This window comes from Duganella sp. sic0402, assembly GCF_019219065.1.
Lineage (GTDB): Bacteria > Pseudomonadota > Gammaproteobacteria > Burkholderiales > Burkholderiaceae_D > Rugamonas.
The window spans coordinates 378,626-403,378 of the sequence record NZ_JAHUWK010000001.1; the positions used below are offsets into that span (position 1 = coordinate 378,626).

General features: G+C 62.3%; 21 protein-coding genes. 12 read left to right on the forward strand and 9 right to left on the reverse strand.

Features of this window, described 5'->3' with window-relative positions:
• The first annotated feature begins 7 nt into the window (after positions 1-7).
• The 9 genes from KW842_RS01615 (at position 8) to dcd (ending at position 12,609) form a co-directional block, all read left to right on the forward strand.
• Positions 8-733, forward strand: coding sequence for a PEP-CTERM sorting domain-containing protein (locus tag KW842_RS01615; RefSeq protein WP_218303117.1), 726 nt, complete (start codon positions 8-10; stop codon positions 731-733).
• A gap of 147 nt (positions 734-880) precedes the next feature.
• On the forward strand, positions 881-2,146 hold the full coding sequence (locus KW842_RS01620; protein ID WP_218302339.1) for a lipoprotein-releasing ABC transporter permease subunit: 1,266 nt from the start codon (positions 881-883) through the stop codon (positions 2,144-2,146).
• Positions 2,139-2,834: a lipoprotein-releasing ABC transporter ATP-binding protein LolD gene (lolD, locus tag KW842_RS01625; protein WP_218302340.1), complete on the forward strand. Its 696-nt coding sequence runs from the start codon at positions 2,139-2,141 to the stop codon at positions 2,832-2,834. Before KW842_RS01620 ends, lolD begins: the two co-directional genes overlap by 8 nt.
• A gap of 4 nt (positions 2,835-2,838) precedes the next feature.
• Entirely contained in the window at positions 2,839-3,639 is an 801-nt protein-coding gene (locus KW842_RS01630) for a TatD family hydrolase (RefSeq protein WP_218302341.1), read from the forward strand.
• A 204-nt stretch (positions 3,640-3,843) separates the two neighbouring features.
• Positions 3,844-6,726, forward strand: coding sequence for a TonB-dependent receptor (locus KW842_RS01635; protein ID WP_218302342.1), 2,883 nt, complete (start codon positions 3,844-3,846; stop codon positions 6,724-6,726).
• Between the two features lie 78 nt (positions 6,727-6,804).
• Positions 6,805-8,604 (forward strand): glycosyltransferase 87 family protein, encoded by a 1,800-nt coding sequence (locus KW842_RS01640; RefSeq protein ID WP_218302343.1) that lies wholly within the window; start codon positions 6,805-6,807, stop codon positions 8,602-8,604.
• Positions 8,605-8,701: 97 nt separating this feature from the next.
• Positions 8,702-11,125 carry a DNA internalization-related competence protein ComEC/Rec2 gene (locus KW842_RS01645; protein WP_218302344.1) on the forward strand — a complete coding sequence of 808 codons (2,424 nt, stop codon included), beginning with the start codon at positions 8,702-8,704 and terminating at the stop codon, positions 11,123-11,125.
• 74 nt (positions 11,126-11,199) lie between these two features.
• Entirely contained in the window at positions 11,200-12,021 is an 822-nt protein-coding gene (locus KW842_RS01650) for an alpha/beta fold hydrolase (protein WP_218302345.1), read from the forward strand.
• A 21-nt stretch (positions 12,022-12,042) separates the two neighbouring features.
• A complete protein-coding gene (gene dcd, locus KW842_RS01655; RefSeq protein ID WP_155467252.1) occupies positions 12,043-12,609 on the forward strand; it encodes a dCTP deaminase in 567 nt (188 codons plus the stop codon).
• A gap of 53 nt (positions 12,610-12,662) precedes the next feature.
• Here the strand turns inward: dcd and KW842_RS01660 are convergent, their stop codons facing one another.
• The 3 genes from KW842_RS01660 to KW842_RS01670 form a co-directional block, all read right to left on the reverse strand.
• Positions 12,663-12,923 (reverse strand): hypothetical protein, encoded by a 261-nt coding sequence (locus tag KW842_RS01660; protein ID WP_218302346.1) that lies wholly within the window; start codon positions 12,921-12,923, stop codon positions 12,663-12,665.
• Positions 12,924-12,996: 73 nt separating this feature from the next.
• Positions 12,997-14,556 carry an ATP-binding protein gene (locus tag KW842_RS01665; protein WP_218302347.1) on the reverse strand — a complete coding sequence of 520 codons (1,560 nt, stop codon included), beginning with the start codon at positions 14,554-14,556 and terminating at the stop codon, positions 12,997-12,999.
• Positions 14,557-14,559: 3 nt separating this feature from the next.
• Positions 14,560-15,252, reverse strand: a complete 693-nt coding sequence (locus tag KW842_RS01670) for a response regulator transcription factor (protein WP_218302348.1) — start codon at positions 15,250-15,252, stop codon at positions 14,560-14,562.
• Positions 15,253-15,453: 201 nt separating this feature from the next.
• Between KW842_RS01670 and KW842_RS01675 the strand changes: the two genes are divergently transcribed.
• The 3 genes from KW842_RS01675 to KW842_RS01685 all read left to right on the forward strand — a co-directional run bounded on the left by KW842_RS01675 (position 15,454) and on the right by KW842_RS01685 (position 17,678).
• On the forward strand, positions 15,454-16,035 hold the full coding sequence (locus KW842_RS01675; RefSeq protein ID WP_218302349.1) for a Spy/CpxP family protein refolding chaperone: 582 nt from the start codon (positions 15,454-15,456) through the stop codon (positions 16,033-16,035).
• A gap of 32 nt (positions 16,036-16,067) precedes the next feature.
• Positions 16,068-16,697: a hypothetical protein gene (locus KW842_RS01680; RefSeq protein WP_218302350.1), complete on the forward strand. Its 630-nt coding sequence runs from the start codon at positions 16,068-16,070 to the stop codon at positions 16,695-16,697.
• A 75-nt stretch (positions 16,698-16,772) separates the two neighbouring features.
• Positions 16,773-17,678 (forward strand): intradiol ring-cleavage dioxygenase, encoded by a 906-nt coding sequence (locus KW842_RS01685; RefSeq protein WP_218302351.1) that lies wholly within the window; start codon positions 16,773-16,775, stop codon positions 17,676-17,678.
• Positions 17,679-17,903: 225 nt separating this feature from the next.
• On the opposite strand, the gene KW842_RS01690 is transcribed toward KW842_RS01685, so the two are convergent.
• From KW842_RS01690 to KW842_RS01715, 6 genes are all read right to left on the reverse strand, one after another.
• Positions 17,904-20,156 carry an arginine/lysine/ornithine decarboxylase gene (locus tag KW842_RS01690; protein ID WP_218302352.1) on the reverse strand — a complete coding sequence of 751 codons (2,253 nt, stop codon included), beginning with the start codon at positions 20,154-20,156 and terminating at the stop codon, positions 17,904-17,906.
• Positions 20,157-20,352: 196 nt separating this feature from the next.
• A complete protein-coding gene (locus tag KW842_RS01695) occupies positions 20,353-20,925 on the reverse strand; it encodes a DUF4337 domain-containing protein (protein ID WP_218302353.1) in 573 nt (190 codons plus the stop codon).
• 21 nt (positions 20,926-20,946) lie between these two features.
• Complete coding sequence (locus KW842_RS01700; RefSeq protein ID WP_218302354.1) at positions 20,947-21,432, reverse strand: dihydrofolate reductase; 486 nt, start codon at positions 21,430-21,432, stop codon at positions 20,947-20,949.
• 73 nt (positions 21,433-21,505) lie between these two features.
• Positions 21,506-22,201 carry an alpha/beta fold hydrolase gene (locus tag KW842_RS01705; protein ID WP_218302355.1) on the reverse strand — a complete coding sequence of 232 codons (696 nt, stop codon included), beginning with the start codon at positions 22,199-22,201 and terminating at the stop codon, positions 21,506-21,508.
• Positions 22,198-23,169, reverse strand: coding sequence for a thymidylate synthase (locus KW842_RS01710; RefSeq protein ID WP_218302356.1), 972 nt, complete (start codon positions 23,167-23,169; stop codon positions 22,198-22,200). Before KW842_RS01710 ends, KW842_RS01705 begins: the two co-directional genes overlap by 4 nt.
• 62 nt (positions 23,170-23,231) lie before the next feature.
• A complete protein-coding gene (locus KW842_RS01715) occupies positions 23,232-24,746 on the reverse strand; it encodes a DEAD/DEAH box helicase (RefSeq protein WP_218302357.1) in 1,515 nt (504 codons plus the stop codon).
• Between the last annotated feature and the right edge of the window lie 7 nt (positions 24,747-24,753).

Genomic DNA, 24,753 nt, shown 5'->3' on the forward strand with positions numbered 1-24,753 from the left:
ACACACCATGAACATCAAATTTGCACTGAAAGCAGCAGCCTTCGCCACCACGCTGGTAGTTTCGACTTTGAGCCTGGCCGCCGATGCCGATCCTTATAGCCACGTAATTAACGACGGCGACCAGATCGTGGACGTGGGTCACCTGTTCCGCAACAACGACAAATCGATGCTCCAGCAGCAGGGCATTGGCATCTACGATATGACCAACCTCAATAAGGCGTCGCAGAGCTTCCTGGCGTTCTGCATTGAACCTACGGTTGATCTGGTCGGCACAGCGCAGTATTACGCCAACTACAATACCAATTTGTTGGGCACATTCAGCGCGGACCAGGTCAAGGGCATCAAGGCCTTGTATGAAACCTCGTTTAAAACGCTCGACTCGCACGAAAGCAAGATGGCATTTCAGCTGGCGCTGTGGGACATCAGCGCCGACGACGGCAGCATCTACGCCCCGACCGGCATCCAGTATTTCTCCAGCACCGAAGAGGGCGAGCCGGTCGCGCTGGCGGATGGCATGCTGACCAGGGCCAAGGCCTACCTGGCCAGCGGCGGCACGCTGAATACCTATACCTACACCACGTTCACGGCGCAGGATTCGCAGACGCTGCTGGGTGCATCGATCACCGCTGCCGTACCCGAGGTTGAAACCTGGGCCATGCTGGTTGCCGGCCTGGGCCTGGTCGGGTTCATGGGCCGCCGCCGCAGCGGCAAGACGGGAAAAATCACGGCTTAATCCGTTCTTAAGCCGCCAGGCCGCGCCACGCAGCTGAATGCTGTCCGGCGCGGCTTTTTTATGGGGAAAAGGTTCGGTGTTTCACCCATGAAAGCCTGTTTATATGGCACACTTCGGGCTTATCGAGTTTGATCCCTCCCGGAGCATATGAGCATTATCAAGAATCTGCCGTTCGAGTGGCTGGTGGGCCTGCGCTATACGCGGGCTGGCAAGCGCAGCGGACGCAATAGTTTTATTTCGTTTATCTCGCTGATTTCCATGGCCGGCATTGGCTTGGGCGTGGCGGCGCTGATCGTCGTGCTGTCGGTGATGAACGGCTTCCAGAAAGAAGTGACTGACCGCATGCTGTCGGTACTGGCCCACGTCGAAATCTTCGATGGCCGTGGCGCGATGCCGAACTGGCAGCAGGAAGCGCTGGAAGCGCGCAAGAATCCGGCCGTGATCGGCACCGCGCCGTTCGCTGAAACCCAGGGCATGCTGGTGCGCGATGACGTGCTGCGCCCGGCGGTGATCCGCGGCGTGCTGCCGGAAGAGGAGCCGCAGGTTTCCGATGTCGCCAAACAGACCAAGCGCGGCAGCTTCAATGCGCTGCAACCGGGCGCCTATAACATCGTGCTGGGCATCGAACTGGCGCGCGCCTTGCGTGTCAACCTCGGCGAGAAAGTGACGCTGGCGCTGGCACAAGGCCAGCCGACGCCGGCCGGCGTGCTGCCGCGCCTGCGCTCGTTCACCGTGGTCGGCATCTTTGAGGCGGGCCACAACGAGTTCGACTCGGCGCTGGCCTTCGTGCACCTGACCGATGCCGAAAAGCTGCTGCGGATTGAAGCGCCGGCCGGTCTGCGCCTGCGCCTGAAAGATATGCACCGCGCGCCGGAAGTGGCGCAGGAGCTGAAGAATTCGATGTCCGGCGACCTCTATGTGCGCGACTGGTCCAAGCTCAACGCCAACTGGTTCGCCGCCGTGCAGACCGAAAAACGCATGATGTTCATCATCCTGACCTTGATTATCGCGGTGGCCGCCTTCAATCTGGTGTCGACGCTGGTGATGACCGTGACCGACAAGCAGGCCGACATCGCCATCCTGCGCACACTGGGCGCATCGCCACGCTCGGTCATGAAGATATTCATGATCCAGGGCGCGCTGGTCGGCATCCTCGGCACCGCGCTGGGCGTGGGCGGCGGCGTACTGGTGGCGCTGAACATCGACGTCATCGTGCCGTTTATCGAACATTTATTGGGAGTGCAGTTCTTGTCGAAGGATATTTACTACATCAGCAGCGTGCCGTCGGACCTGCGCTGGCCGGACGTGTTCAAGATTGGCGGCGTGGCCGTGGTGCTGGCGTTTGTCGCCACCTTGTATCCAAGCTGGTGGGCCGCCCGCGTGAAACCTGCGGAGGCGCTGCGCTATGAGTAATTTGGAACCTGTTGTCCTCTCGTGCCGCAACCTCGGCAAGACCTTCACGCAAGGCGCGTACTCGGTCAACGTCTTGTCCGGCATCGACATCGATGTGCGGCGCGGCGAACGCGTGGCGATTGTCGGCGCGTCCGGCTCGGGCAAATCGACCTTGCTGCACCTGCTGGGCGGCCTCGACACGCCAAGCAAGGGCAGCGTCACGCTGCAAGGTAATGACTTCGCCAGCCTGAGCGAAACCGCACGCGGCGACCTGCGCAACAAATCGCTGGGCTTTGTCTACCAGTTCCACCACTTGCTGCCTGAATTCAGCGCGCTGGATAATGTGGCGATGCCGCTGATGATACGCCGCGTCAAGCGCGACCAAGCCACCTCGGCCGCGCAGCAGATTTTGCAGCGCGTGAACCTGGCCAAGCGCGTGTCGCACGTGCCGGGCGAGTTGTCGGGCGGTGAGCGTCAACGCGTGGCGCTGGCGCGCGCGCTGGTCACGCAGCCTGCCTGCGTGCTGGCCGACGAGCCGACCGGCAATCTGGACACCGCCACCGCGCAGCAGATTTTCGACCTGATGCTGGAGCTGTCGCGCACCTTGGGCACAGCCTTCGTCATCGTCACCCACGATATCGAACTGGCGCGCCGCTGCGACCGCGTGCTGCGCATGACCGAGCAGGGATTGCAGCCGGACGAGGGCTGACGCGATGTGGATCGACACCCACTGCCACCTCGACGCCCACGAATTCGGCAGCGAATCCGCGGCGCAGGCGGCGCAGGCCCAAGGGCAGGGTGTGGGCATGATCGTCATTCCGGCGGTGGAGACGGCCAACTTCTCCATCGTCGCGGAACTTGCCGGCAGCATTGACAACGGTTGCTACGCGCTGGGCATCCATCCGATCTACGTACCCAAGGCCCAAGAGGACGACCTGCGCGTGCTGCGCGAGCAGGTCGCTGCTGCCATGTCCGATCCGCGCTTTGTCGCCTTGGGCGAGATCGGCCTGGACTTCTTTATCCCCATGCTGACTGAGCCGGCGATGCGTGAGAAGCAGATCTACTTCTTCCGCGAACAGTTGAAAATCGCCCGTGAATTCGGGCTGCCGGTGCTGATGCATGTGCGCCGCTCGCAGGACGTGATCCTCAAGCATGTGCGGCAGATCCCGCCCGCCGGTGGCATCGCCCACGCCTTCAACGGCAGCGACCAGCAAGCCAAAATGTATATCGAGCTGGGTTTCAGGCTTGGCTTCGGCGGCGCCATGACCTTCACCCGCGCTTTGCAAATCCGCCGCATGGCGGCCGAGCTGCCGCTGGAATCCATCGTGCTGGAAACCGACGCGCCCGACATCTCGCCGGCCTGGATACACCCTGGCCGCAACAGCCCTGACCAGATTCCCCGCATCGGCGCCGTGCTGGCCGAGCTGCGTGGCCTGAGTCTGGAAGAAGTGGCTGCCGCCACCACCGCCAACGCCCTGGCAGCGTTGCCGCGCCTTGCAATGCCTGCTAAGTAATCGATTAACGTTGCAAATACGCCTCAGCTGCTTCCAGTATGGAAGCAGCCTGCAGCGTTCATTCCTCAGCGCTGCGCTTGGGGCGATATACAAAACAGTATCAAACCAGGAATAAATGTGATTGGATTGCGTGTTGCGATCTCCATAAGATGATTTTTGAGCGGTACTAAAACTGCATCAAAAAAATTAGACAAGGGAGACAAAATGCACCACCAATCTATCCGCACTGCGGCGGCCTCCGTTCGCCCACTCCACCTGAAACTGTCGGTTGTCGCGCTGCTGGGCGCTGGCCTGCTGAGCAGCGCCTCGGTGTGGGCGCAAGCCGCCGACGAAAAGACCGAGCCAACTGACAGCACGACCGTGGTCGTGACCGGCGTCAAGGCATCGCTGATCAAAAGCCTGGCGATCAAGCGCACCAGCGACCAGGTGGTGGAGTCGGTCGTTGCAGAGGACATAGGCAAGCTGCCCGATAACAATGTGGTCGAAGCGCTGCAGCGCGTGACCGGCATTCAGGTCACCAACCGCGCCGGCGGCGAAGTCGGCACCTTGTCGATTCGTGGCTTGCCCGACGTGCAAACCACCTGGAACGGCCGCAATATCTTTACCGCGTCCGGTACCCAAGTCGCGCTGCAGGATATTCCTTCGACCCTGGTGCGCCAGATTGACGTCTACAAGACGCGCGACGCCAGCCAGTTGGACACCGGCATTGCAGGCCAGGTCGACGTCAAGTCGCTGCGGCCGTTCGACTTCAAGGGGCCGAAAGTGTCGATCTCGGCGCGTGGCACCTATCTCGAACCGGCGGAAAAGACCAACCCCCAGCTTAGCGCCATGTTGAGCAACCGCTGGGAAACCGGCATCGGCGAAATCGGCGCCCTGGTCAATCTGTCGGCCACCCAGACGAAGTACCGCAATGAAAGCGTGACACCGGGCGCCATGGTGCCGTTCACGAGCCCGAACGCCTCTGAAGTGCCCCCAGGTTACACGCCCCTGCAGCGCATCACCGACACCAGTATCTGGACCCCTGGCACCCATACCGGCTTGCCGACGACAGCCGGTTCGACGCTGGATTTCAACGGCAAAGCCTATCCGTATTATCTGGCCCGCGACGCCGTGTTCCAGAGCGACGTTCAAGGCAAGCGCGAGCGTCCGGCCGCCAATCTCGCCTTGCAGTGGAAGCCGGACAGCGATTCGGTCTACACCTTCGAATCGATGTACAACGGTTATCGTGACAAGTCCTTCAACCAGTTGCTGTTCAGCTTTGTCGACTGGTGGGGCGACCTCGGCAGCAACCCTGCCAGCACGATGACGACCTTCCCAGGAACCAACATCATCAAGAGCCGTACCGTCAACAACGTGTATGGCTTCAACAGCGGCGACTACACCACGTCGGCAACCGATTCCCGCATTTATGCCCTGAACGGCAAATGGAACGTTGGCGACCGTCTGAAGCTGGACGGCGATCTGTCGTATCAAAGCAGCACCTATCACTCGGAATTCACCGCCACCCGTATTGATCGCGTTGCGCCTTCCATCAACGTCGACTTCAATGCCGGCGGCGGTAACACGGCCTTCAGCTTCAACAACAACGCCGATCTGACCGATCCGACCAAGTGGAATGTTGCGCAGTTCTACGATAACGCCAACCGCAACAAGGGCAGCGCCACGACGGCGAATCTGACGGGCGTCTACGATGCCGACTGGGGGCCGCTGGAGACGCTCCACTTCGGCGTGCGCTTCGACGACCGCAAGGCGTCCGAGGCGAACCGGACGCAATCGGGCACCTTGAACCGCAATCTGGCCTCGCTGGGGCCTGAGTATGCCTCGACCAATGCGAACTTTGGCACCGACATCTCCAATGTTCCGCGTTCATGGCTGGAGCCGAATGCCTACTACATCCGCAGCCATATCGACGACTGGCGCAAGCTGTATAACTCGGTCGATCCGAACTTCCTGACCACGGACAAGCTGAGCCTGCAGAAGACCTTCGAAGTCGAAGAAAAGACCAGCAACCTGTTCTTGATGGGGAATACCCGGCACGAACTGTTCGGCAATCGCCTGCGCGCCAACTTCGGCGTGCGCTACGTCAAAGTCGATACCGACATGACCTTCTACAAGGTGGATGCCACCACCAAGGCGGTCACGCCTTCCGGCGCCAGCAAGTCGACCAGCAAGGTGCTGCCGAGCATGACGCTGATCTACGATCCAGCCAAGGACGTGGTGCTGCGCTTGAACTACGGTGAAACCCTGCGCCGCCCGAACTTCGGCGATCTGAATCCGGTCCTGCAACTGGCTGACGACGTGTCGAAGGTCGGTTATGGCTCGGGTAGCGGCGGCAATCCGGACCTCAAGCCGACGCGCTCCAAGAACCTCGATCTGACCGCAGAGTGGTACTTCCAGAAGGACAGTGCAATTTACGGCACGGCGTTCAAGCGCAAGATCGACGGCCTGGTCGTGGGTTTGCGCCGCAAGGTGCACGTCGATCCTGCCAACGATCCGTTCCGCAACTCGACCTCGGGCGGCGACCATACGAACGGCTATGACTATGTCATCAACTCGCCGGTCAACGCTTCCGATGGCGACATCAGTGGCGCCGAACTCGGCTTGATCTACTTCCCGAAAGGCCTGCCGAGCCTGCTGGACGGCCTGGGCTTCCAGGGCAGCTACACGCAACTCACCTCGTCGCAGAATGTGCCTGAGGTTAATGATGCCGGCGACGTTGTCGCCCAGCTCAAGACCCCGTTCTTCGGCGTGTCCAAGCGCTCGTACAACGCCACCCTGGCTTACGAAAAAGGTCCGGTCAGCGCGCGCCTGTCCTATGTCTGGCGCTCGGGCTTCCTGGCCGCCAATGAAGCCGCCTTGTTTGCCAATCCGATTGGTATCTGGCGTCATCCGGAAAAGAGCGTGGACATGCAGGTCTCCTACAAAATCAACGACAATATGTCGGTCGACATCAGTGGTGTCAACCTGACCAACGAAATGCAGCAGCAGTACTACCACTTCGGCAATGCGGGTAACGCGCAGCTGACCAATTTCGGTACGCTCCAGATCGGACGTTCGGTATCGGTTGGCTTGCGCTGGAAGATGTAAGTCAGCGGGGCGGCGGGGCGCAAGTCGCGCCGCCTTGGCTTTTTTGTAAAATTGCAAAGTGGAACTATAATATTGGCCTTGTCTTCCTTGTCCGCCAATATGAAAGCACGCATCGCCGTAGTGCTGGTTCCCATCCTGTTCGGATTGTTCTCGGTCATCATCGGCCAGGACGACAACTGGGACCTGCGCAACTACCACGTCTACAACGTCTACGCGCTGCTGAACGATCGCATCGGCTACGACCTTGCGCCAGCGCGCTTCCAGACGTTTTTCAATCCCACCATCGACCTGCTGTACTACGGCCTGAACCTGGCGCTGTCGCCGGTAAGCGCCGGCTTTGTCATGGGCGTGTTGCACGGTCTGAATTTTGTGCTGCTGCTGGCAATCGGACGCCAGCTGGCTGGCCCGGAAGGGGGCGGCCGTTGGCCGTTGCTGTTGGCGCTCGCCGGCGTGCTTGGTCCGGGTTTCCGTGGCGAGCTGGGCAACACGATGGGCGACAACCTGACCGCTCTGCTGGTGCTGGGCGCGCTGTACGTGCTGTTGCTTCGCTGGGAAGCGCTGGCGGCGCGCGGCGGCCGGGCGCTGATGGCGGCTGTGCTTGCCGGCTTGCTGATGGGCCTGGGAGCGGGTTTGAAGCTGACCAACGCCTTGTATGCCATCGCACTATGTCTGGCGTGCCTGGGCCTGCCGCTGGCATGGCCGCGCCGCCTCGGGGTGGCGCTGCTGTTTGGCATCGGCGTGCTGGCCGGCATGGCCGTCACTGGCGGCTGGTGGTTCCTCAAGATGTGGCAGCTGTTTGGCAATCCGACCTTCCCACAGTTTAACGACATCTTCCATAGCCCTTGGGCCTTGGAGAACGGTGTCATCGACACATATTTCCGGCCGAAGAACTGGCTGGAGTACCTGCAGTGGCCGTTCATTTTCGGCGTCAACTGGCGCCGTGTGACGGAAGTGGCGCACCAATTGGGCATGTGGCCGGTGCTGTATGTGTTGTTTGGGGTGGCGGCCTTGGCGGCGCTGTGGCGTCGCGCGCGCGGCGCGGCGCAGGCGGTGCTTGATCCGCGCGCATGCTTCTTCCTGTTGTTCTTCGGCCTGGCGTATCTGGTGTGGATGCGGGTGTTCAGCATCTATCGCTATCTGATCGCGCTTGAGCTGTTGGCGCCGCTGGCGATCTGGCTGCTGTGGCGCAGTATTGCGGTGACGCCGAAGGCGGCCAGGCGGCTGGCAGGCGTTACGCTGGCGGTGTTGCTGGTGTGCGCTGTGCCAACGCCGAAGTGGGGGAATGCCGCCTGGGGCGAGCGCAACTTCAGCGCAACGGTGCCAGCGTTTGTGCAGCCAGAGCAAAGCGTGGTGTTTATCGCACAGCCGGATCCACCGTTGTCCTGGCTGACCACGATGTTCCAGCCGCAGCTTAAGTTTATCGGCGTCGATATGGGTTTTCCGGAGTCCGACGCGTGGCGCACCCGTATGCGCCGCGCTGTGGCTGAGCGCAGCGGACAGCACTATGTGCTGCTCAGTGCCGTCAAGGATGAGAAACTGGATTCGCTGCAAAACAAGCGCGTCGCGGCGGAATGGCTGGGCTGGACCAAGGATGCATCCGGTTGTGCCAGGCTGGAATGGCTGGGGCGCCACGTGCGCTTGCAGGCGGACATACGACACTTGCCAGGTGGCGCTTGCACGCTGGAACTGCTCGCGCAACATCGCAACATCGATCTGGAAACGCCGAATCGCGCCATAGCGGATGCAGCAGCCGCCCATCTGGCGCGTCATGGTATTGCTTTGGACGTCGCCAGTTGCCGAGCGCATCCGGCCGCCGTGGGCAGCCGAACCTATATGTACCAATTGTGCCGTGCTACGCCAGATGCGGGCTGGAGATAGTCCACCCGCCAATTCACTGAGCTGTATCAAACGGCGGCAGGCTTGACGGCCTGCCGCCGTTGTCGTTTGCGTAGTATCGCAGCAGGGAGGCGAGGCTATGCGGATGGCGTTGATTGGCTTTGCGTTGGGCGCGGCGGGCTTGCAGATGCAGGCCAGCCTGCCGTCGCTGGCGCTGATGGCGGCCATGGCGTGTGCCGTCGCCGCCTTGCTGCTGGCGCGGCGCTTAATGGGCCGTTGCCACGCTGTCATCCGAGCAGGCGCGGCTTGCCTGGGTGGCGCCGCGCTGGGCTTTCTGTGGGCGGCGTGGCTGGCGTACCGGGCGCTGGCGCCGCAACTGGCCTTCGAGGATGAGGGGCGCGACATCAAGCTGGTTGGCATTGTCGATAACCTGCCATACCGTTTCACGCAAGGCGTGCGCTTTAACTTTGCGGTGGAGAGCGCAGAGGGGACCGCCGTGCCGCCCAGGATTGCGCTTTCCTGGTATGCGGGGTATCGCGATCAGCTGGCCGAAGTGCCGGCGCTGCTGCCAGGCGAGCGCTGGCAGCTGACGGTGCGCTTGCAGCGGCCGCACGGCAACGCCAATCCCTATTGTTTCGACTACGAAGCCTGGCTGCTGGAGCAGGGCTTGCGCGCCACCGGCTATGTGCGCCTGGCCCGCGACAACCGGCGGCTGGACAGCTTTGTACCCGGCGTCGGCAATCTGCTGGAGCGCAGCAGGACGGCGCTGCGCGAGCGCATCCTGACTGCACTGCCAGGCAAGCCGTATGCCGGAGTGATCGTGGCGTTGGTGATAGGTGAACAGCGCGGCATCGACCAAGCTGACTGGCAGGTGTTTAACCGGACCGGCATCGGCCATCTGATATCGATTTCGGGATTGCACATCACGATGGTCGCTGGTTTGTTTGCATTGCTTGCATTTAATTTGTGGCGCTGCTCGTTCTTCACACGCGCTCAGCTGCCATTGCGGCTGCCGGCCCAAAAGGTGGCCGCTTTGGTGGGCGCGGTGGCCGCGCTGCTGTATGTGGCCCTGGCCGGATTCGGCGTGCCGGCACAGCGCACCTTGTACATGCTGATGGTGGTGGCGGCCGCACTGTGGCTGCATCGCCTGACCAGTATTTCGCATGTGCTGTGCACCGCGCTGGGCGTGGTGGTCCTGATCGATCCGTGGGCCGTATTGTGGCCGGGTTTCTGGCTGTCGTTTGGCGCGGTGGCGATTATCCTGTACGCCACACTGGGCCGCACCGCGCAGCGGGCGGCACGCCGCACGCCGCGGCGCGTGCCGCTGCCGTTATCGTGGCGCACCCGCTTGTGGCGTTCGCTGCAAGTGGGCGCGCAGACGCAATATGCGGTGACGCTGGGCCTGATCCCGCTGACGATGCTGCTGTTCGGACAGGTTTCGGTGGTGAGCCCGCTGGCCAATGCGGTGGCGATACCCTTGATCAGCCTGATCGTCACGCCGCTCGCACTGGCCGGCAGCATGCTGCCGATGGCGCTGGCCGCACCCGTGCTGGGCGTTGCGCACTGGCTGGTCGAGATGCTGGCGGCTTCCTTGCAATGGTTTAGCGCCTTGCGGCACGCGGTATGGGCGGCGCCGGTGCCGCCGTTCTGGCTGTTCTGCTGGACGATGTTCGGCACGCTGTGGCTGCTGGCGCCGCGCGGATGGCCGGCCCGCTGGCTGGGCCTGGCCACCTGGATAGCGCTGCTGGCGGCCGAACCATCGCACCCGCAGCCGGGCCGGATGACGGTGACGGCGTTTGACGTAGGGCAGGGCATGGCGCTGCTGATTGAAACCAGCCATCACCGCCTGCTGTACGACAGCGGCCCCGCCTATAGTCCCGAGTCCAACGCCGGCAACCGCATTATCCTGCCGTATCTGCGAGGGCGTGGCATCGGCGCGCTGGACGGCCTGATCATCAGCCATAGCGACGCCGATCACTCCGGCGGCGCGCTGAGCGTGCTGGACGGCGTGCGCACCGGCTGGGTGCTGTCCTCGCTGTGGCCGCAGCACGCGATTGCCCGCGCCGCGCGCCAGCACGTGCAGTGCGCCGCCGGCCAGCGCTGGACCTGGGACGGCGTCCACTTCGAGATCCTGCACCCGCTGCCAGCCAGTTACGCCAACGCCGCGCTGAAGCCCAACGCGCGCGGCTGCACGCTGAAGATTACCGCTGGCGGCAAATCCATGCTGCTGGCTGGCGATATCGAAGCGGAACAGGAGGCGCAATTGCTGGCGCGCGCTGCGGCGCAGCTTCGCGCCGATGTTCTGCTGGCGCCGCATCACGGCAGCGGCACCAGCTCGACCCCGGGCTTTCTGCTGGCGGTGCAAGCGCAAGCCGCCATCTTCCAGGTCGGCCACCGCAATCGCTACCGCCATCCAAAACAGGAAGTGTACGACCGCTATGGCGCGATGCGGATACAACGCTACCGCACCGACCAGCAGGGGGCGCTGACGCTGGAATTTGGCGATACGCTGGCCATTTCCAGCTACCGTGCCCGTCATCCCCGTTATTGGCAGGCCCGCTAAATTAGAACGTTTCCACCAGCCGACCCGGCGCGCTCCCATTACAATGGGGCAAAATAACCATACGGAGACTGCTTGTGAGCAAGCCCAAGCTGCATTTCGCGCACGCCAACAGCTATCCGGCGGGCGTCTACCGCCAATTTTTCGCCTTGCTGGCCGACGATTTCGAACTGCAAACCCTCGACATGCATGCGCATAACCCGCGCTACCCGGTCACCGACGGCTGGCCGCATCTGGTCGAGGAGTACATCAACGAATTGAGTACCCGCTACACCGAGCCGGTGATCCTGGTCGGCCACTCGCTGGGCGGTATGCTGAGCCTGATGGTGGCGCAGCAGCGTCCCGACCTGGTCCGCTGCGTGGTGATGCTGGACGCGCCGGTGGTCGGAGGCTGGCGCGCTTTCGCCTGGCGCATGATCAAGCGGCTGGGCCGCGCGTACACGGTGCCGCCGGCCAAGTTCTCTATCCGCCGCCGCAACGTCTGGCCGACTGTCGAGGCGGCGTACCAGCACTTTGCCGCCAAGGATATTTTCGCCGCCTGGGCGCCAGGCGTGCTGGGCGATTATATGGAGAGCGGCCTCAAGCCGCATCCGGACGGCGTGCAGCTGCGCTTCACGCGCGAAAACGAGACCGCCGTCTACGCGACTTTGCCGCACCACCTGCCCAGCATCCTGCGCCAGCCTTATCCGGTACCGATCGGCTTCATCGGCGGCGACAATTCCTGGGAAACCAGCCAGTCCGGCCACCAGCACACGCAGGCGCTGGTCGGCAAGCACTTTCGTATCATCCAGGGCGGCCACCTGTTCCCGATGGAGAGTCCGGCCGCAGCAGCGCAGGCGACCAAGGAAATGATTGTGGCGTTGCTCTCAGGCTTTAGCGTAAAATCCCGGGCATTGTAAAAACTTTAGGATTGCCTCGCGATGACGATTAAAAGCGATAAATGGATACGCCGTATGGCGGAGCAGCATGGGATGATCGAGCCTTTCTTCCCGGACCAGATACGCCAGGAAGACGGCCGTAAGGTAATTTCATACGGCACTTCGTCGTACGGCTACGACATCCGCTGCGCCGATGAGTTCAAAGTGTTCACCAACATCAACAGCACCATTGTCGATCCGAAGAACTTCGATTCGAACTCCTTCGTGGATGTGAAAAGCGATGTCTGCATCATCCCGCCGAACTCGTTCGCGCTGGCGCGCACCATGGAATATTTCCGCATTCCGCGCAGTGTGCTGACGGTTTGCCTGGGCAAGTCGACCTACGCCCGTTGCGGCATCATTGTCAACGTGACGCCGTTCGAGCCGGAATGGGAAGGCTATGTGACGCTGGAGTTCTCCAACACCACGCCGTTGCCGGCCAAGATTTACGCCGGCGAGGGCTGCGCGCAGGTGCTGTTCTTTGAAAGCGATGAAGTGTGCGACGTGTCGTACAAAGACCGCAACGGCAAATATCAGGGCCAGCACGGCGTGACCCTGCCAAAAGCGTAAAATTCCTTACCGATCGTCTGACAATGCCGCCCCGTTCAGGGCGGCGTTGTCGTTTACAGCTTGATATCCTGCGGCCGCAGCGCGACGTAAGGCTGGATCGACAGCAGGCTCGGGTCGATATCGGCCAGGTCGCTGGCGTAGCCGCGCGCCTTGGCGTCGTCCGACGCTTCCTCGGCGGCATACAAGCCTTGCAGCATCAGCAGAAAGCGTTCGCCGTCGGTGGCGGTCTGCTGCAGTTCGGCGTCCACTTGCGCCAGCGCTTCATCCGGCTTTCCTTGCACACGTAATTGCGCGACCTTGAGCAAAGTTTCCATGACGACTCCATGTCGGTAAAACTGTACTATATCAAATTATTTCCATGTGGAAATAATTAATTAAAGCACAGCGTTACCGTTTTATCGGCAGCAGCATTTCCACGCACAGGCCGCCGCCGGTGCGATTGCTGGCCTTGATGCTGCCGCCATGCGCCTCGATGACGTGCTGGGCAATCGCCAGGCCCAAACCGTGGCCTTCGGCGCCGGCGTTGCTGGAGCGGAAGAAGGGCTGGAAGATGATTTCCAGGTCGGCCGGGGAGACGCCCGGTCCGCGGTCCAGCACACGGATCACCAACTGGCTGGCGTCCGGCAGCGTGCGCGCCTGCAACTGCACCTCGCCGCCTTCCGGACTGTGCTTGATGGCGTTGCGGACCACGTTTTCAATTGCTCGGCCGAGCAGGTCCGGCTGGCCGATCACCTGCACATCGGCTTCGCCTTCCTGCACCACGCTGCGCTGCTGGCTGGCGGCTTCGTAGCTGGCGTCGTCGGCGATCTGGCCGAGCAGGTCGGCCATGCTGATTTCTTCCTGGCTGGCCTTGATGGCGCCGGCTTCCAGGCGGGCCAGTGTCAGCAGCTCGCCGACCAGCTTATCCATGCGCACGCTTTCCCGTTCGATGCGCTCCATCGACGCGCTCCATTTTTCCGGCTGCTGGTGGGCCAGGCCGATGGCGGCCTGCAAGCGCGCCAGCGGCGAGCGCAGCTCGTGCGACACATCGTGCAGCAGTCGCGTCTGGCCGTCGATCAGGCTGCGCAGGCGGGCGGTCATGATGTCGAAGTCACGCCCCAGGTCATTCAGCTCGGTGCCGCTCTTGCCGCTGGCGCCGGCAAAGCGGGGCGACAGATCGCCGTTGGCGGCGGCGTCAAACGCCTGGCGCAAGGCGCGGATGGGGCGCGAGAAGTACCACGCCAGCAGCACAGCGACCAGCAGGCTGGCGGCGGTGGCGGCGGCAAGCGGTAGCCAAGGTCCCATCGGCTGGAAGCGTGGGCCCCAGGCGCGGTCACCCCCTATGTCAGGGCCACCCTGCATGCCCGGTCCGGGCATGGCGCCAAAGCCTGGGCCGGGGCCGGGTGCACCTGCGCCCGGATCAGATTCGCGTGGCGGGCCGAATTGCTGGCGCCGGCCACGGTCATCGTCGCCTTGCAGTACTGAGGCGGCTTTCATCGCCATCTGCGGACCGCCGCCGAGGTTGGACAGCAGTGGACGGTTGTCGCCGCCATCCATGCCGCGCAGGCGTTCGCCCGACGGCAGGAACAGCAGGTAGCGCTTGCCGTCGTCACCGGTCACCTGGCGCACGCCACGGCGGCGGCCATCTTCCTTCAGGCGCTGACGCGATTCCTGTAGCGTCTTGGTGTTGACGATGCGGCCCAGCAGTTCGTGTTCGTTCTCGTCCACCGCATAGACACGGTGGCGGTCCATATTCTCCAGCATCCGCGTCAAGGCTTTGACGCCGCCGTATTCCAGCGTGGCGGCGGCCGCATTGATGGCCATTTCTGCCGGCGGGCTGGTGTCCAGGTTGACTTGAGGGATTTGTTGATTGCGGTTTTTCAGCCAGATCGCGCCGCCGATCCCGACGGTCGCTGCAAACTGCGCCAACAGAATGGACAGGAAAAACTTCCAGAACAGACGGCCCAAAGCTTACTCCTTGATCAGCTGATAGCCGAGGCGGTACACGGTTTGCAGGCAGGAGCGGCCGTCGGCGATGGTGCCAAGCTTGTGACGCAGCGAGCTGAGGTGAACGTCGATATTGCGGTCGAAGCGTGCCAGCGGGCGGCCCAGGCCTTGTTCCGACAGGGTGTTCTTGCTGACCGGACGGCCGGCGTTACGTGCCAGCACTTCCAGCAGGTTGAATTCGGTGCTGGTCAGCTCCAGCTTGTCGCCGGCCCAGGTGGCGCGGCGCTGTTCCGGCCACATGGTCAGCTGGCCAACGGTGATCGCGGTTTGCTGGCCGTTGTCGGCCGGGGCGCTTTGCGCGCGGCGCAGGATGGCGCGGATGCGCGCGGTCAGCTCGCGCGGGGTGCAGGGCTTAGCGACGTAGTCGTCGGCGCCGAGTTCCAGGCCGACGATGCGGTCGGTGTCGTCGCCACGGCCGGTCAGCATCAGGATCGGCAACTGGCTGTTGGTGCGGATGCGGCGCAAGGTTTCCAGACCATTCATGCGTGGCATCATCACGTCGAGGATGGCGATCGAATACAGGCCGGTAAAGGCTTCGGCAGTGCCGGCTTCGCCGTCGTGGGCGGTCTTGACTTCAAAGCCTTCCTGCTCCAGGTATTCCTTGAACATACCCACCAGTTCGATGTCGTCGTCTATCAGCAGAACTTTACTCTTCATTGCATTTTCTCTAGGTACAGTTCATTCATCTTAACAGTTCAAGGTGGCGCCAAGGCGTGGTTTTACCCGGTTTTACAACATCTTGCTGTTGGGTAATTGGATGTCAGAACGTCATTTTTACCTTGATTTACGTTGCCCTAACGTTACTTAACACAGCCGGCCCAGAGAATGATGGTTCACTACCAATCAAGGATTATGGGCATGAAAACATTCAAACTAAACCTCCTGGCCGCCGTGCTGGCGATGCCGTTGATCACCATGGGAGGCGCCGCCCGCGCCGATGAGACGAGCGCAGATCAACCGCCGATGGCGCAAGGTGAACACGGTCCGCGCGGTCCCGGGCATGATGGTCCGGGCCCAGGCGGTCCGGGCGGTCCACAGCGCGGCGGTCCTGATCGCGGGCCTGAACATGGTCCTGGCTTTGGGCCTGGTCCTGGCTTCGGTCCTGGCCCCGGTTTCGCCGCACGTCCGCCATTCTTCCGCGGCGTGGAGCTGAGCGAAGCGCAACAGGACAAGGTGTTCACCATTCTGCATGCCGAGGCGCCTTACCTGCGCGAACAATCGAAAGCTGCCGCCAAGGCGCGCGAGGCGCTGCGCCAGTTGGCCACCGCCGACAAGTACGACGACGCCAAGGCCGCCGCATTGGCCAGGGAAGCAGCCAGCGCGGACGCCAATATCGTGCTGCAGCATGTGCGCACCCAACAAAAATTGCTGGCCGTGCTGACAGCGGAACAGCGCAAGCAGCAAGCGGAAGAAAAGCCACGCCATCCGCAGCGCCCGTAATCCTTCCTTCAACCTGATCAGCGGAGATTCGTATGTCCATCAGCGCCCTGAGTTCCACCAGCGCCGCCAGCGCGCTCAGTTTTCTGAGCCGTCTGGGCGGTTCCAGTAGCAGCGCCAGCAGCACGCAAGAGGTGCGCCCGCCGCCACCGCCGGAAGGCGGCGGATTCGCCGACGCCATCGCCGAAGCGCTGAAATCGATCGGCATCACCGACACCAGCAGCGATACGTCGGCCACCTCGGCCAGCGCCGACAGCAGCACCGACAGCACCGACGCGACCGATGTGGCGGCGGCACTGGGCAGCTTCCTGCAAACCTTGATGGGTGCGCTGCATGCGCAAAACAGCGATGCTGCGGAAGCACCGCCGCCATACGCTGACCAGCAGGGCGGCGGTGGTCCAGGCAAGCTGGAATCGGACCTGCAAAGCCTGATCGCCAAGCTGAGTTCCGGAGTAACGGATAGTGGCGACGACGCCGTCGACCAGCTGGAGTCCTCATTCGCCAATCTGCTGGATAAGCTGGGCACCACCAGTGCGGCCAGCACGGACAGCAGCGATGGCACCAGCACCGACGCCGCCACCAAGCTGGCGGCCTTCCTGCAAGCGCTGTCGACCAAGGTTGGCGGCAGCGGCACCAGCGGCAACCTGGTCAACACCACGGTTTAACGCCTTCAACCAGTAGCAACCGCCGCCGCATGCCATGTGCGTTGCGGCGGCTTTCTGACCCAAGTAGGAGCAGGCATGGAAAACCATCACGACGAACACGAACATAGCCTGGCGGCCGATCTGGCCGCGATGCTCAACCTGAATAGCGACCGTCGCCAGACGCTGCGCTGGCTGCTGGCTGGCGCCTCGGTGCTGCCGGTGGCCGCCTGCGGAGGCGGTTCCGGCAGCGACGCCAGCACAACATCGACCTCCACGAGCACGGCGACGACTACCACGCCAACCACCACCACGCCAACGACGACCACGCCTACCACCACCACACCAACTGTCGGTTCGTGCTCGGTGATTCCGGAAGAAACCGGCGGTCCGTACCCGGCCGACGGCACCAACAGCAACACCAGCGGCGTGGTCAATGTCCTGACTCAGTCCGGTGTGGTGCGCAGCGACATCCGCAGCAGCTTTGGCAGCGCCAGCGGTACTGCGGCTGGTGTGCAGCTGACCGTCAAGCTACAAATCGTCAACGCCAACAACAACTGCGCGGCGCTGGCGAATGCCGCCGTCTACCTGTGGCATTGCGACCGCGATGGTAACTACTCGCTGTACTCCAGCGGCGTGACCAATCAGAACTACCTGCGCGGCGTGCAGGAAACCGACAGCAGCGGCAACCTCACGTTCACCACCATCTATCCGGGCTGCTACTCGGGCCGCGTGCCGCATGTGCACTTTGAGGTCTACCCATCGCTGGCCAAGGCGAGCAGCGCATCGAACCGCATCAAGACCTCGCAATTCGCTTTTCCGGATGCGACCAGCAACGCGGTGTATGCAACCACGGGCTACAGCGCCAGCGTGCGCAATATGGCGTCGATCAGCCTAGCCACCGACAACGTCTTCAGCGACGGCTACTCGCTGCAGATGGCCACCATCACCGGCAACGTCACCGACGGCTTTGTCGCCACGCTGGTGGTGGCTGTTTCGGCCTGATGATTGCCGCCTGCGGGCGGCTTACTCTTTCGGACGCATCATCTTGGCCATGTTGACCAGGCGCGCTTTGGTACTGCCCGCAAAGGTGGCGGCTGATCCACGTCGTACACCTGCTCGACGGTGATCTTTTCTATCTTCTGCGGTACTTTGGACTTTACCAGTTAAGTTTCTTTTTGGGAATAAAAAAGGCAGCCGAAGCTGCCTTTTCCGTTACGCGTTACGCGCTTATTGTTTGACGCAATCCACGAAGTAACCACGCTTGCCGTCCACCTCGCGCTTGACCAGACCGTGCACATCGGTCTCGAAGCCTGGGAAGCGTTCGTTGAAATCGCGCGCGAAGCGCAGGTAGTCAACGATGGTCTTGTTGAAGCGCTCGCCCGGAATCAGCAGCGGAATGCCTGGTGGGTAAGGCGTCAGCAGGATCGAGGTGATGCGGCCTTCCAGTTCGTCGATCGCCACGCGTTCGATCTCGCGGTGCGCCATCTTGGCGAAGGCGTCCGATGGCTTCATCGCCGGGATCATGTTCGACAGGTACATCTCGGTGGTCAGGCGCGCCACGTCATAGGCTTTGTAGAAGTCGTGGATCTGCTGGCACAGGTCGCGCAGGCCGACTTTTTCGTAGGCTGGATTGGCGGCCGCGAACTCTGGCAGGATGCGCCACATCGGCTGGTTCTTGTCGTAGTCGTCCTTGAACTGCTGCAGCGCGGTCAGCAGCGTGTTCCAGCGGCCTTTGGTAATGCCGATGGTGAACATGATGAAGAACGAGTACAGGCCGCACTTCTCGATGATGACGCCGTGCTCGGCCAGGTACTTGGTGACGATCGATGCCGGAATGCCGGTCTCGTCGAACTTGCCGTCCAGCGACAGGCCAGGGTTGACGATGGTCGCCTTGATCGGGTCCAGCATATTGAAGCCCGGTGCCAGCTTGCCGAAGCCGTGCCAGTCGTCTTCCGCCTTGATGATCCAGTCTTCGCGCGAGCCGATACCTTCTTCGGCGAACTCGTTCGGGCCCCAGACCTTGAACCACCAGTCGCTGCCCCATTCCTGATCGATCTTCTTCATGGCGCGGCGGAAGTCCAGCGCTTCCAGAATCGATTCTTCCACCAAGGCGGTGCCGCCTGGCGCCTCCATCATCGCAGCCGCGACGTCGCACGAGGCGATGATCGAGTATTGCGGCGAGGTCGAGGTGTGCATCAGATAGGCTTCGTTGAAGGCATCCTGGTCCAGCTTGACCGATTCCGACTCGCGCACCAGCACCTGCGAGGCTTGCGACAGGCCGGCCAGCAGCTTGTGGGTCGACTGGGTCGAGAAGATCATCGACTCCTTGGCGCGCGGACGGTCCTTGCCGATCGCGTGCATATTCTTGTAGAAGTCGTGGAAGGTGGCGTGCGGCAGCCAGGCTTCGTCGAAGTGCAGGGTGTCGATCTGGCCGTCCAGCAGCTCGCGCAGCGTTTCCACGTTGTAGACCACGCCATCATAGGTCGACTGGGTGATGGTCAGAATGCGCGGCTTCTTGTTCACGGCTTCGCGCGCGAACGGGTTGGCTTCAATCTTGCGCATGATGCTCTCCATCGAGAACTCTTCCAGCGGGATCGGGCCGATAATCCCCAGATGGTTACGCGTTGGCATCAGGAACACTGGAATCGCACCGCACATGATGATCGAGTGCAGGATCGATTTGTGGCAGTTGCGGTCAACTACCACGATGTCGCCAGGCGCGACGGTCGAGTGCCACACCATCTTGTTCGAGGTCGAGGTGCCGTTGGTGACGAAATAGCAGTGGTCGGCGTTGAAGATGCGCGCGGCGTTGCGCTCGGACTTGGCTACCGGGCCAGTGTGGTCCAGCAGTTGGCCCAGCTCTTCGACCGCGTTGCAGACGTCGGCGCGCAGCATGTTCTCGCCGAAGAACTGGTGGAACATCTGGCCGATCGGCGACTTCAGGAAGGCCACGCCGCCCGAGTGGCCAGGGCAGTGCCACGAGTAGGAACCGTCGTTGGCGTATTCCACCAGCGCGCGGAAGAACGGCGGCGCCAGGCCGTCCAGGTAGGACTTGGCTTCGCGGATGATGTGGCGCGCGACAAATTCCGGCGTATCTTCAAACATGTGAATGAAGCCGTGCAGCTCGCGCAGGATGTCGTTCGGGATGTGGCGCGAGGTGCGGGTTTCGCCGTACAGATAGATTGGGATATCAGCGTTCTTGTGGCGGATTTCCTCGACGAAGGCGCGCAGCGATTTCAGCGCGGTGTCGGTGTCCTCGGTCGAGCCGGTGCCGAATTCTTCATCGTCGATCGACAGCACGAAGGCCGATGCGCGCGATTGCTGCTGGGCGAACTGGGACAGGTCGCCGTAGCTGGTCACGCCCACCACTTCCATGCCTTCTTTTTCCATCGCATCGGCGAGGGCGCGAATGCCCAGGCCGGACGTGTTCTCGGAACGGAAATCCTCGTCAATAATGACGATGGGGAAACGAAATTTCATGCATGTCTCCAAAAAAGCAAGCCGCCCCTGACTTATGTGGAGGGGCGGACAGGGCGCGACCAACACGGCCGCAAAAAATAAGAACGGGATTCTCGCAGAAATAGCGGCTCTGCGGGAAAAAAATTATCGTAACAGAATGCACGACCGAGATGACGCCACCGTGACAGTCGGCATCATGTCGTTCAATCAATATTGCTTAGTGGCCACCGAGCCATGCCAGGGCGCCCAGCACCAGGCCGACGCCGGCCACGCCATAGGCCAGGCCCATCATCCACTTCTTGCGTGTCAGCAGGGTGATGGCCGCCAGCGAGATGGCGATTTGCTCGGCGGTGGTCGCCAGCGCCCACTCGTGGTGCTTGTGCATGGCTTCTTCCGACTTGTGATTCCACTCCTTGGAGGATTCCTCCCACTTTTCGGCTTCCTTCTTGATGTCTTCCTTTTCCTTCTTGTAGCGGGCGACATCGGCCTCATAGCGCTTTGGCTCGACGCCGGGCAAGGTCATGGCCAGCTCGGCCAGATTCTGGCGCGCCGATTTGGCCTGATAATAATTCCAGCGATTGGCGGCCTCGGTCTTGTCGATGGCGGCATTGTTCTTGTACATCGCCGCGTCATTCTGCGTGGCGCCGCCAAGGTAGCCGAAGGCTGCGCCAACGGTGGCGAGGATGGCAGTCATGACGGCGATATTGTTGGAAAAACCGTCATTGCCGTGCGCTGCGTGTTCCACCGCGTGATCGTGCGGGCCGTGCACATGGAAGCCTGAACCTGACATGGGTATCCTTGAATATAAGACTTAGGCCTTGCGGCGCAGGGTGACGAAAGCGTAGTGCAAGCCGGAGGCTTCCGATACGTGCTCTTCGCGGGCGGCTTCCTGCCACGCGCTGGCGTCGATTTCGGGGAAGAACGCATCACAATCGAAGGTATGGGCGATTTGCGTAATAATCAACTGCTCGGCCAGCGGCAGCGCTTGCTGATAAATCTCGGCGCCGCCGATGACAAAGCCTTCCGCACCGTCCAGCAGCGCGATGGCGGCTTCGATCGAAGCAACCACTTCCACGCCGTCTTTTCGCCAATTAGCGTTACGCGTAACGACAATATTCCGGCGGTTCGGCAGCGGGCGGCCAATCGAGTCAAAAGTCTTGCGGCCCATGATGATCGGATGGCCGGTGGTGGTGCGCTTGAAATGCGCCAGATCTTCCGGCAGCTTCCACGGCAGCGTGTTATTGATGCCAATACCGCGCTGTGCGTCGGTGGCGACGATGATGGTGAGTTTGCTCATATTTTCCAATCCGGGGTCAGTTCTGCCAAACGTACACGAGCTCGTGTACGTTTGGCAGAACTGACCCCAGGTTTTAGTTGTAAAAGGCTTGCATTTGCTCGGCCAGGATTTGCGGCGCTTCCAGCGGGATCATGTGGCCGCTGCCTTCTGCCAGCATGTGCAGCTGTGCGGCCGGCCAATTGGCGGCGAGGGCGCGTACGTCATCGGCGGGTGCGAGCTTGTCGTGCTCCGCGCCGATAATCATGGCCTGGCATTGCAGCGCATGCACGCGGTCCATCAAGTCGGGGCGCTCGATGGTGCTGCGGAACTGCGCCAGCAACACGTCCTTGCCCAGGTCTACCGCCATCTGCTGGATCACGCCGACAATGGCGGGATCGTCCAGGTGCTCGGGCGCGACGATTTCACGCAGCCGCATCTGCGTCATGCCGGTGTAGTGGTTCTTCTCCAGCTGCGGAATGATGCGCAAGCGGGTGGCCTTTTCCTTGTCGAGCAGCTTTTTGCCGGCGCTGCCGATGATGGTCAGCGATTGGACGCGTTCTGGATGCGCCAGCGCGTATTCCATCGCCAGGTAGGCGCCCAGCGAGAAACCGACCAGATTGGCCTTGGGCGCGCTGTGGGCGCCGATCAGCTCCAGCATCTGCTCGCGCGTGTGGGCCTTGTACAGCGGGACGTGGTTGAACTCAAAGCCTTCGCCCAGCAGCGGCAGCAGGCGGCCCCACATGCGCTCGTCGCACAGCGTGCCGGGCACAAAGTCCAGCCGTGTCGTCATACCGCCATCGGCGCGGTGATAGGCGCGTGGTGCTGGTAGCCTTCCAGAGAGAAGTCGGATGGTTCGATTTTTTCCAGCCACTCCGGCTCGTACTTGCCGGTTTGCGCGAACGACGGCACGCGGTCGGAGATAAGCAGCTGCGGCAGCGGGAAAGGCTCGCGCTTCAGCTGTTCCTGCACCATGTCCATGTGGTTCTCGTAGATGTGCGCGTCGCCGATGAAGTAGGTGAACCAGCGCGGCGTGTAGCCGGTCAGGCGGCCCACCAGATGCATCAGCGCGGCGCCTTCCGCCAGGTTGAATGGCGTGCCGAGGCCCAGGTCATTCGACCGCACGTAGAGGCACATCGACAGTTCTTTGGTGGCCGGATTCGCAATGAACTGGTACAGTAAATGGCAGGCCGGCAGCGCAACCGCGTCCAGTACGGCCGGATTCCAGCCGTGGAACAGGATGCGGCGGCTAGCCGGATTGTTGACGATGGTGTCCAGGCATTCGCGCAGCTGGTCGATGGCTTTGTACAGCAGAACCTTTTGCACGCCATCTTCCTCAAGCTGGGAGACGACGGTAAAGCCGTTCTTCTGCGCGTTGGCGATTTGTTCGGTCTGCACAGCGTCCAGCAGCTTGTAGCCTGGCCACTGGCGCCACTGCACGCCGTACACCGGACCCAGGTCGTCCGTGCCCAGCCGGTAGGGATTGTCGAGCCATTGCTGATTTTCGTTGGCGTTCTGGTCCCACACTTTGCAGCCCAGCGCGCGGAAATCGGCGGCGCTGCGCGAGGCGCGCAGGAAGGCGCACAGTTCGCCGACCACGGATTTGAATGCCAGTTTCTTGGTCGTCACCGCAGGAAAACCTTTACTCAGGTCGAAGCGCATCATCGCGCCCGGCACGCTCAGCGTGCGGATGCCGGTGCGGTTGTCCTGCCAGCTGCCGCTGTCGATGACGGTCTGGATCAATTCCTGGTATTGCTGCATTCAGTTCTCCAACATGGGTGTCGCTCAAAGACGCGTATTTTAGCAGGGCGCCCGAACCGGCGTCAGCGCGCGCCCGGCTTGGATTTGCGCGCGCCCGGCTTGGCTGCGGCGCGGCCATCTGAGCGGGCTTGCGACTTGGCACCGCGTCCGCCAGTCACCACGATGGCGCCTTTGGGTGTGCCGCCGGTGGCGCCGCCCAATCCGCGTCCGCGCGGTTTGGCGGCCGGGGCGCGCTCACGCTCGCGGTTTGCCGGTTTGGCGACTTTCTCTGGTGGTGTCCACACGCCCAGCGACTCGCTGCCGCCAGCGGGACGCGCAGCAGCCTTGTCTGCGGCCGGCGCCTTGGCAACCGGTGCAGCGCCGGATGGGCGTTTGGCAGCGTTAGGAGCGGGACCCTTGCGCGCCGGCGCTGCGGAAGTGCCGGATGAAGTTTCGGGGACGCGGTGATCCGCTTCGAAGCCTGGCTCGACGTAGCGAGGAATCGGCTGGCGGGTCAGCGTTTCAATCGCTTTCAGCACATCCACTTCATCTGCGCAGACCAGCGATATGGCTTCGCCTTCCATGCCGGCGCGGCCGGTGCGGCCGATGCGGTGGATGTAATCTTCCGCTACGGTAGGCAGGTCGAAGTTCACCACTTGCGGCAGCGCTTCGATATCCAGGCCGCGCGCGGCGACGTCGGTGGCGACCAGCAACCGCACTTCCTTGCGCTTGAACCGCTCCAGCGCGCGCAGTCGGGCCGGTTGCGTCTTGTCGCCATGGATGGCGTCTGCCGTAACGCCGTGTTCATGCAGGGTTTTCACCAACGCATCCACGCCTTTGCGGGTCTTGACGAAGACCAGCGCCTGCGCCCATCCCAGCTTGTTCAGCAGGTGCAGGAACAGTTCCGGTTTGCGGCGCTTGTCGGTGGTAATCAGCCACTGCTTGACGGTTTTGGTGGCGGTGTTGGCCGCCGCTACCTGGATCGATACCGGGTCTTTCAGCATGCCGCCGGCCAGCTTGCGGATCTGGTCCGAGAAGGTGGCCGAGAACAGCAAGGTCTGACGCTGCTTGGGCAGTGCCGCCAGCAGAATGTCGAGGTCACGCTCGAAGCCCAGGTCCAGCATGCGGTCGGCCTCGTCCAGCACCAGCGTTTGCAGCAGCTCGAAGTTGATGGCGCCCTGATCGTACAGGTCGATCAGCCGGCCCGGCGTCGCCACCAGCACATCCAGCCCCTTGCGCAGCTTGGCGATCTGCGGTGCGATATCGATGCCGCCATAGGCCACGGCGCTGCGCAGCGGCAGGTTGCCGCCGTAGCTGCGGAAGCTTTCGTAGACCTGCTCGGCCAGTTCGCGGGTTGGCACCAGCACCAGCGCGCGCGTGCATTGTGGCGCGGTGACGCCGTCCATGGTCAGGCGTTGCAGGATGGGCAGGGCGAAACCGGCGGTCTTGCCGGTGCCGGTCTGCGCGGCCGCCATCACGTCGCGGCCCGCCAGTACGGCGGGAATGGCTTGCTTCTGAACTGGTGTGGGCTGCTTGTAGCCCAGCGTGTTCAGCGTGCGCAGTAAAGGATCGATCAGAGCGAGTGCTTGAAAAGTCATGTAGGTG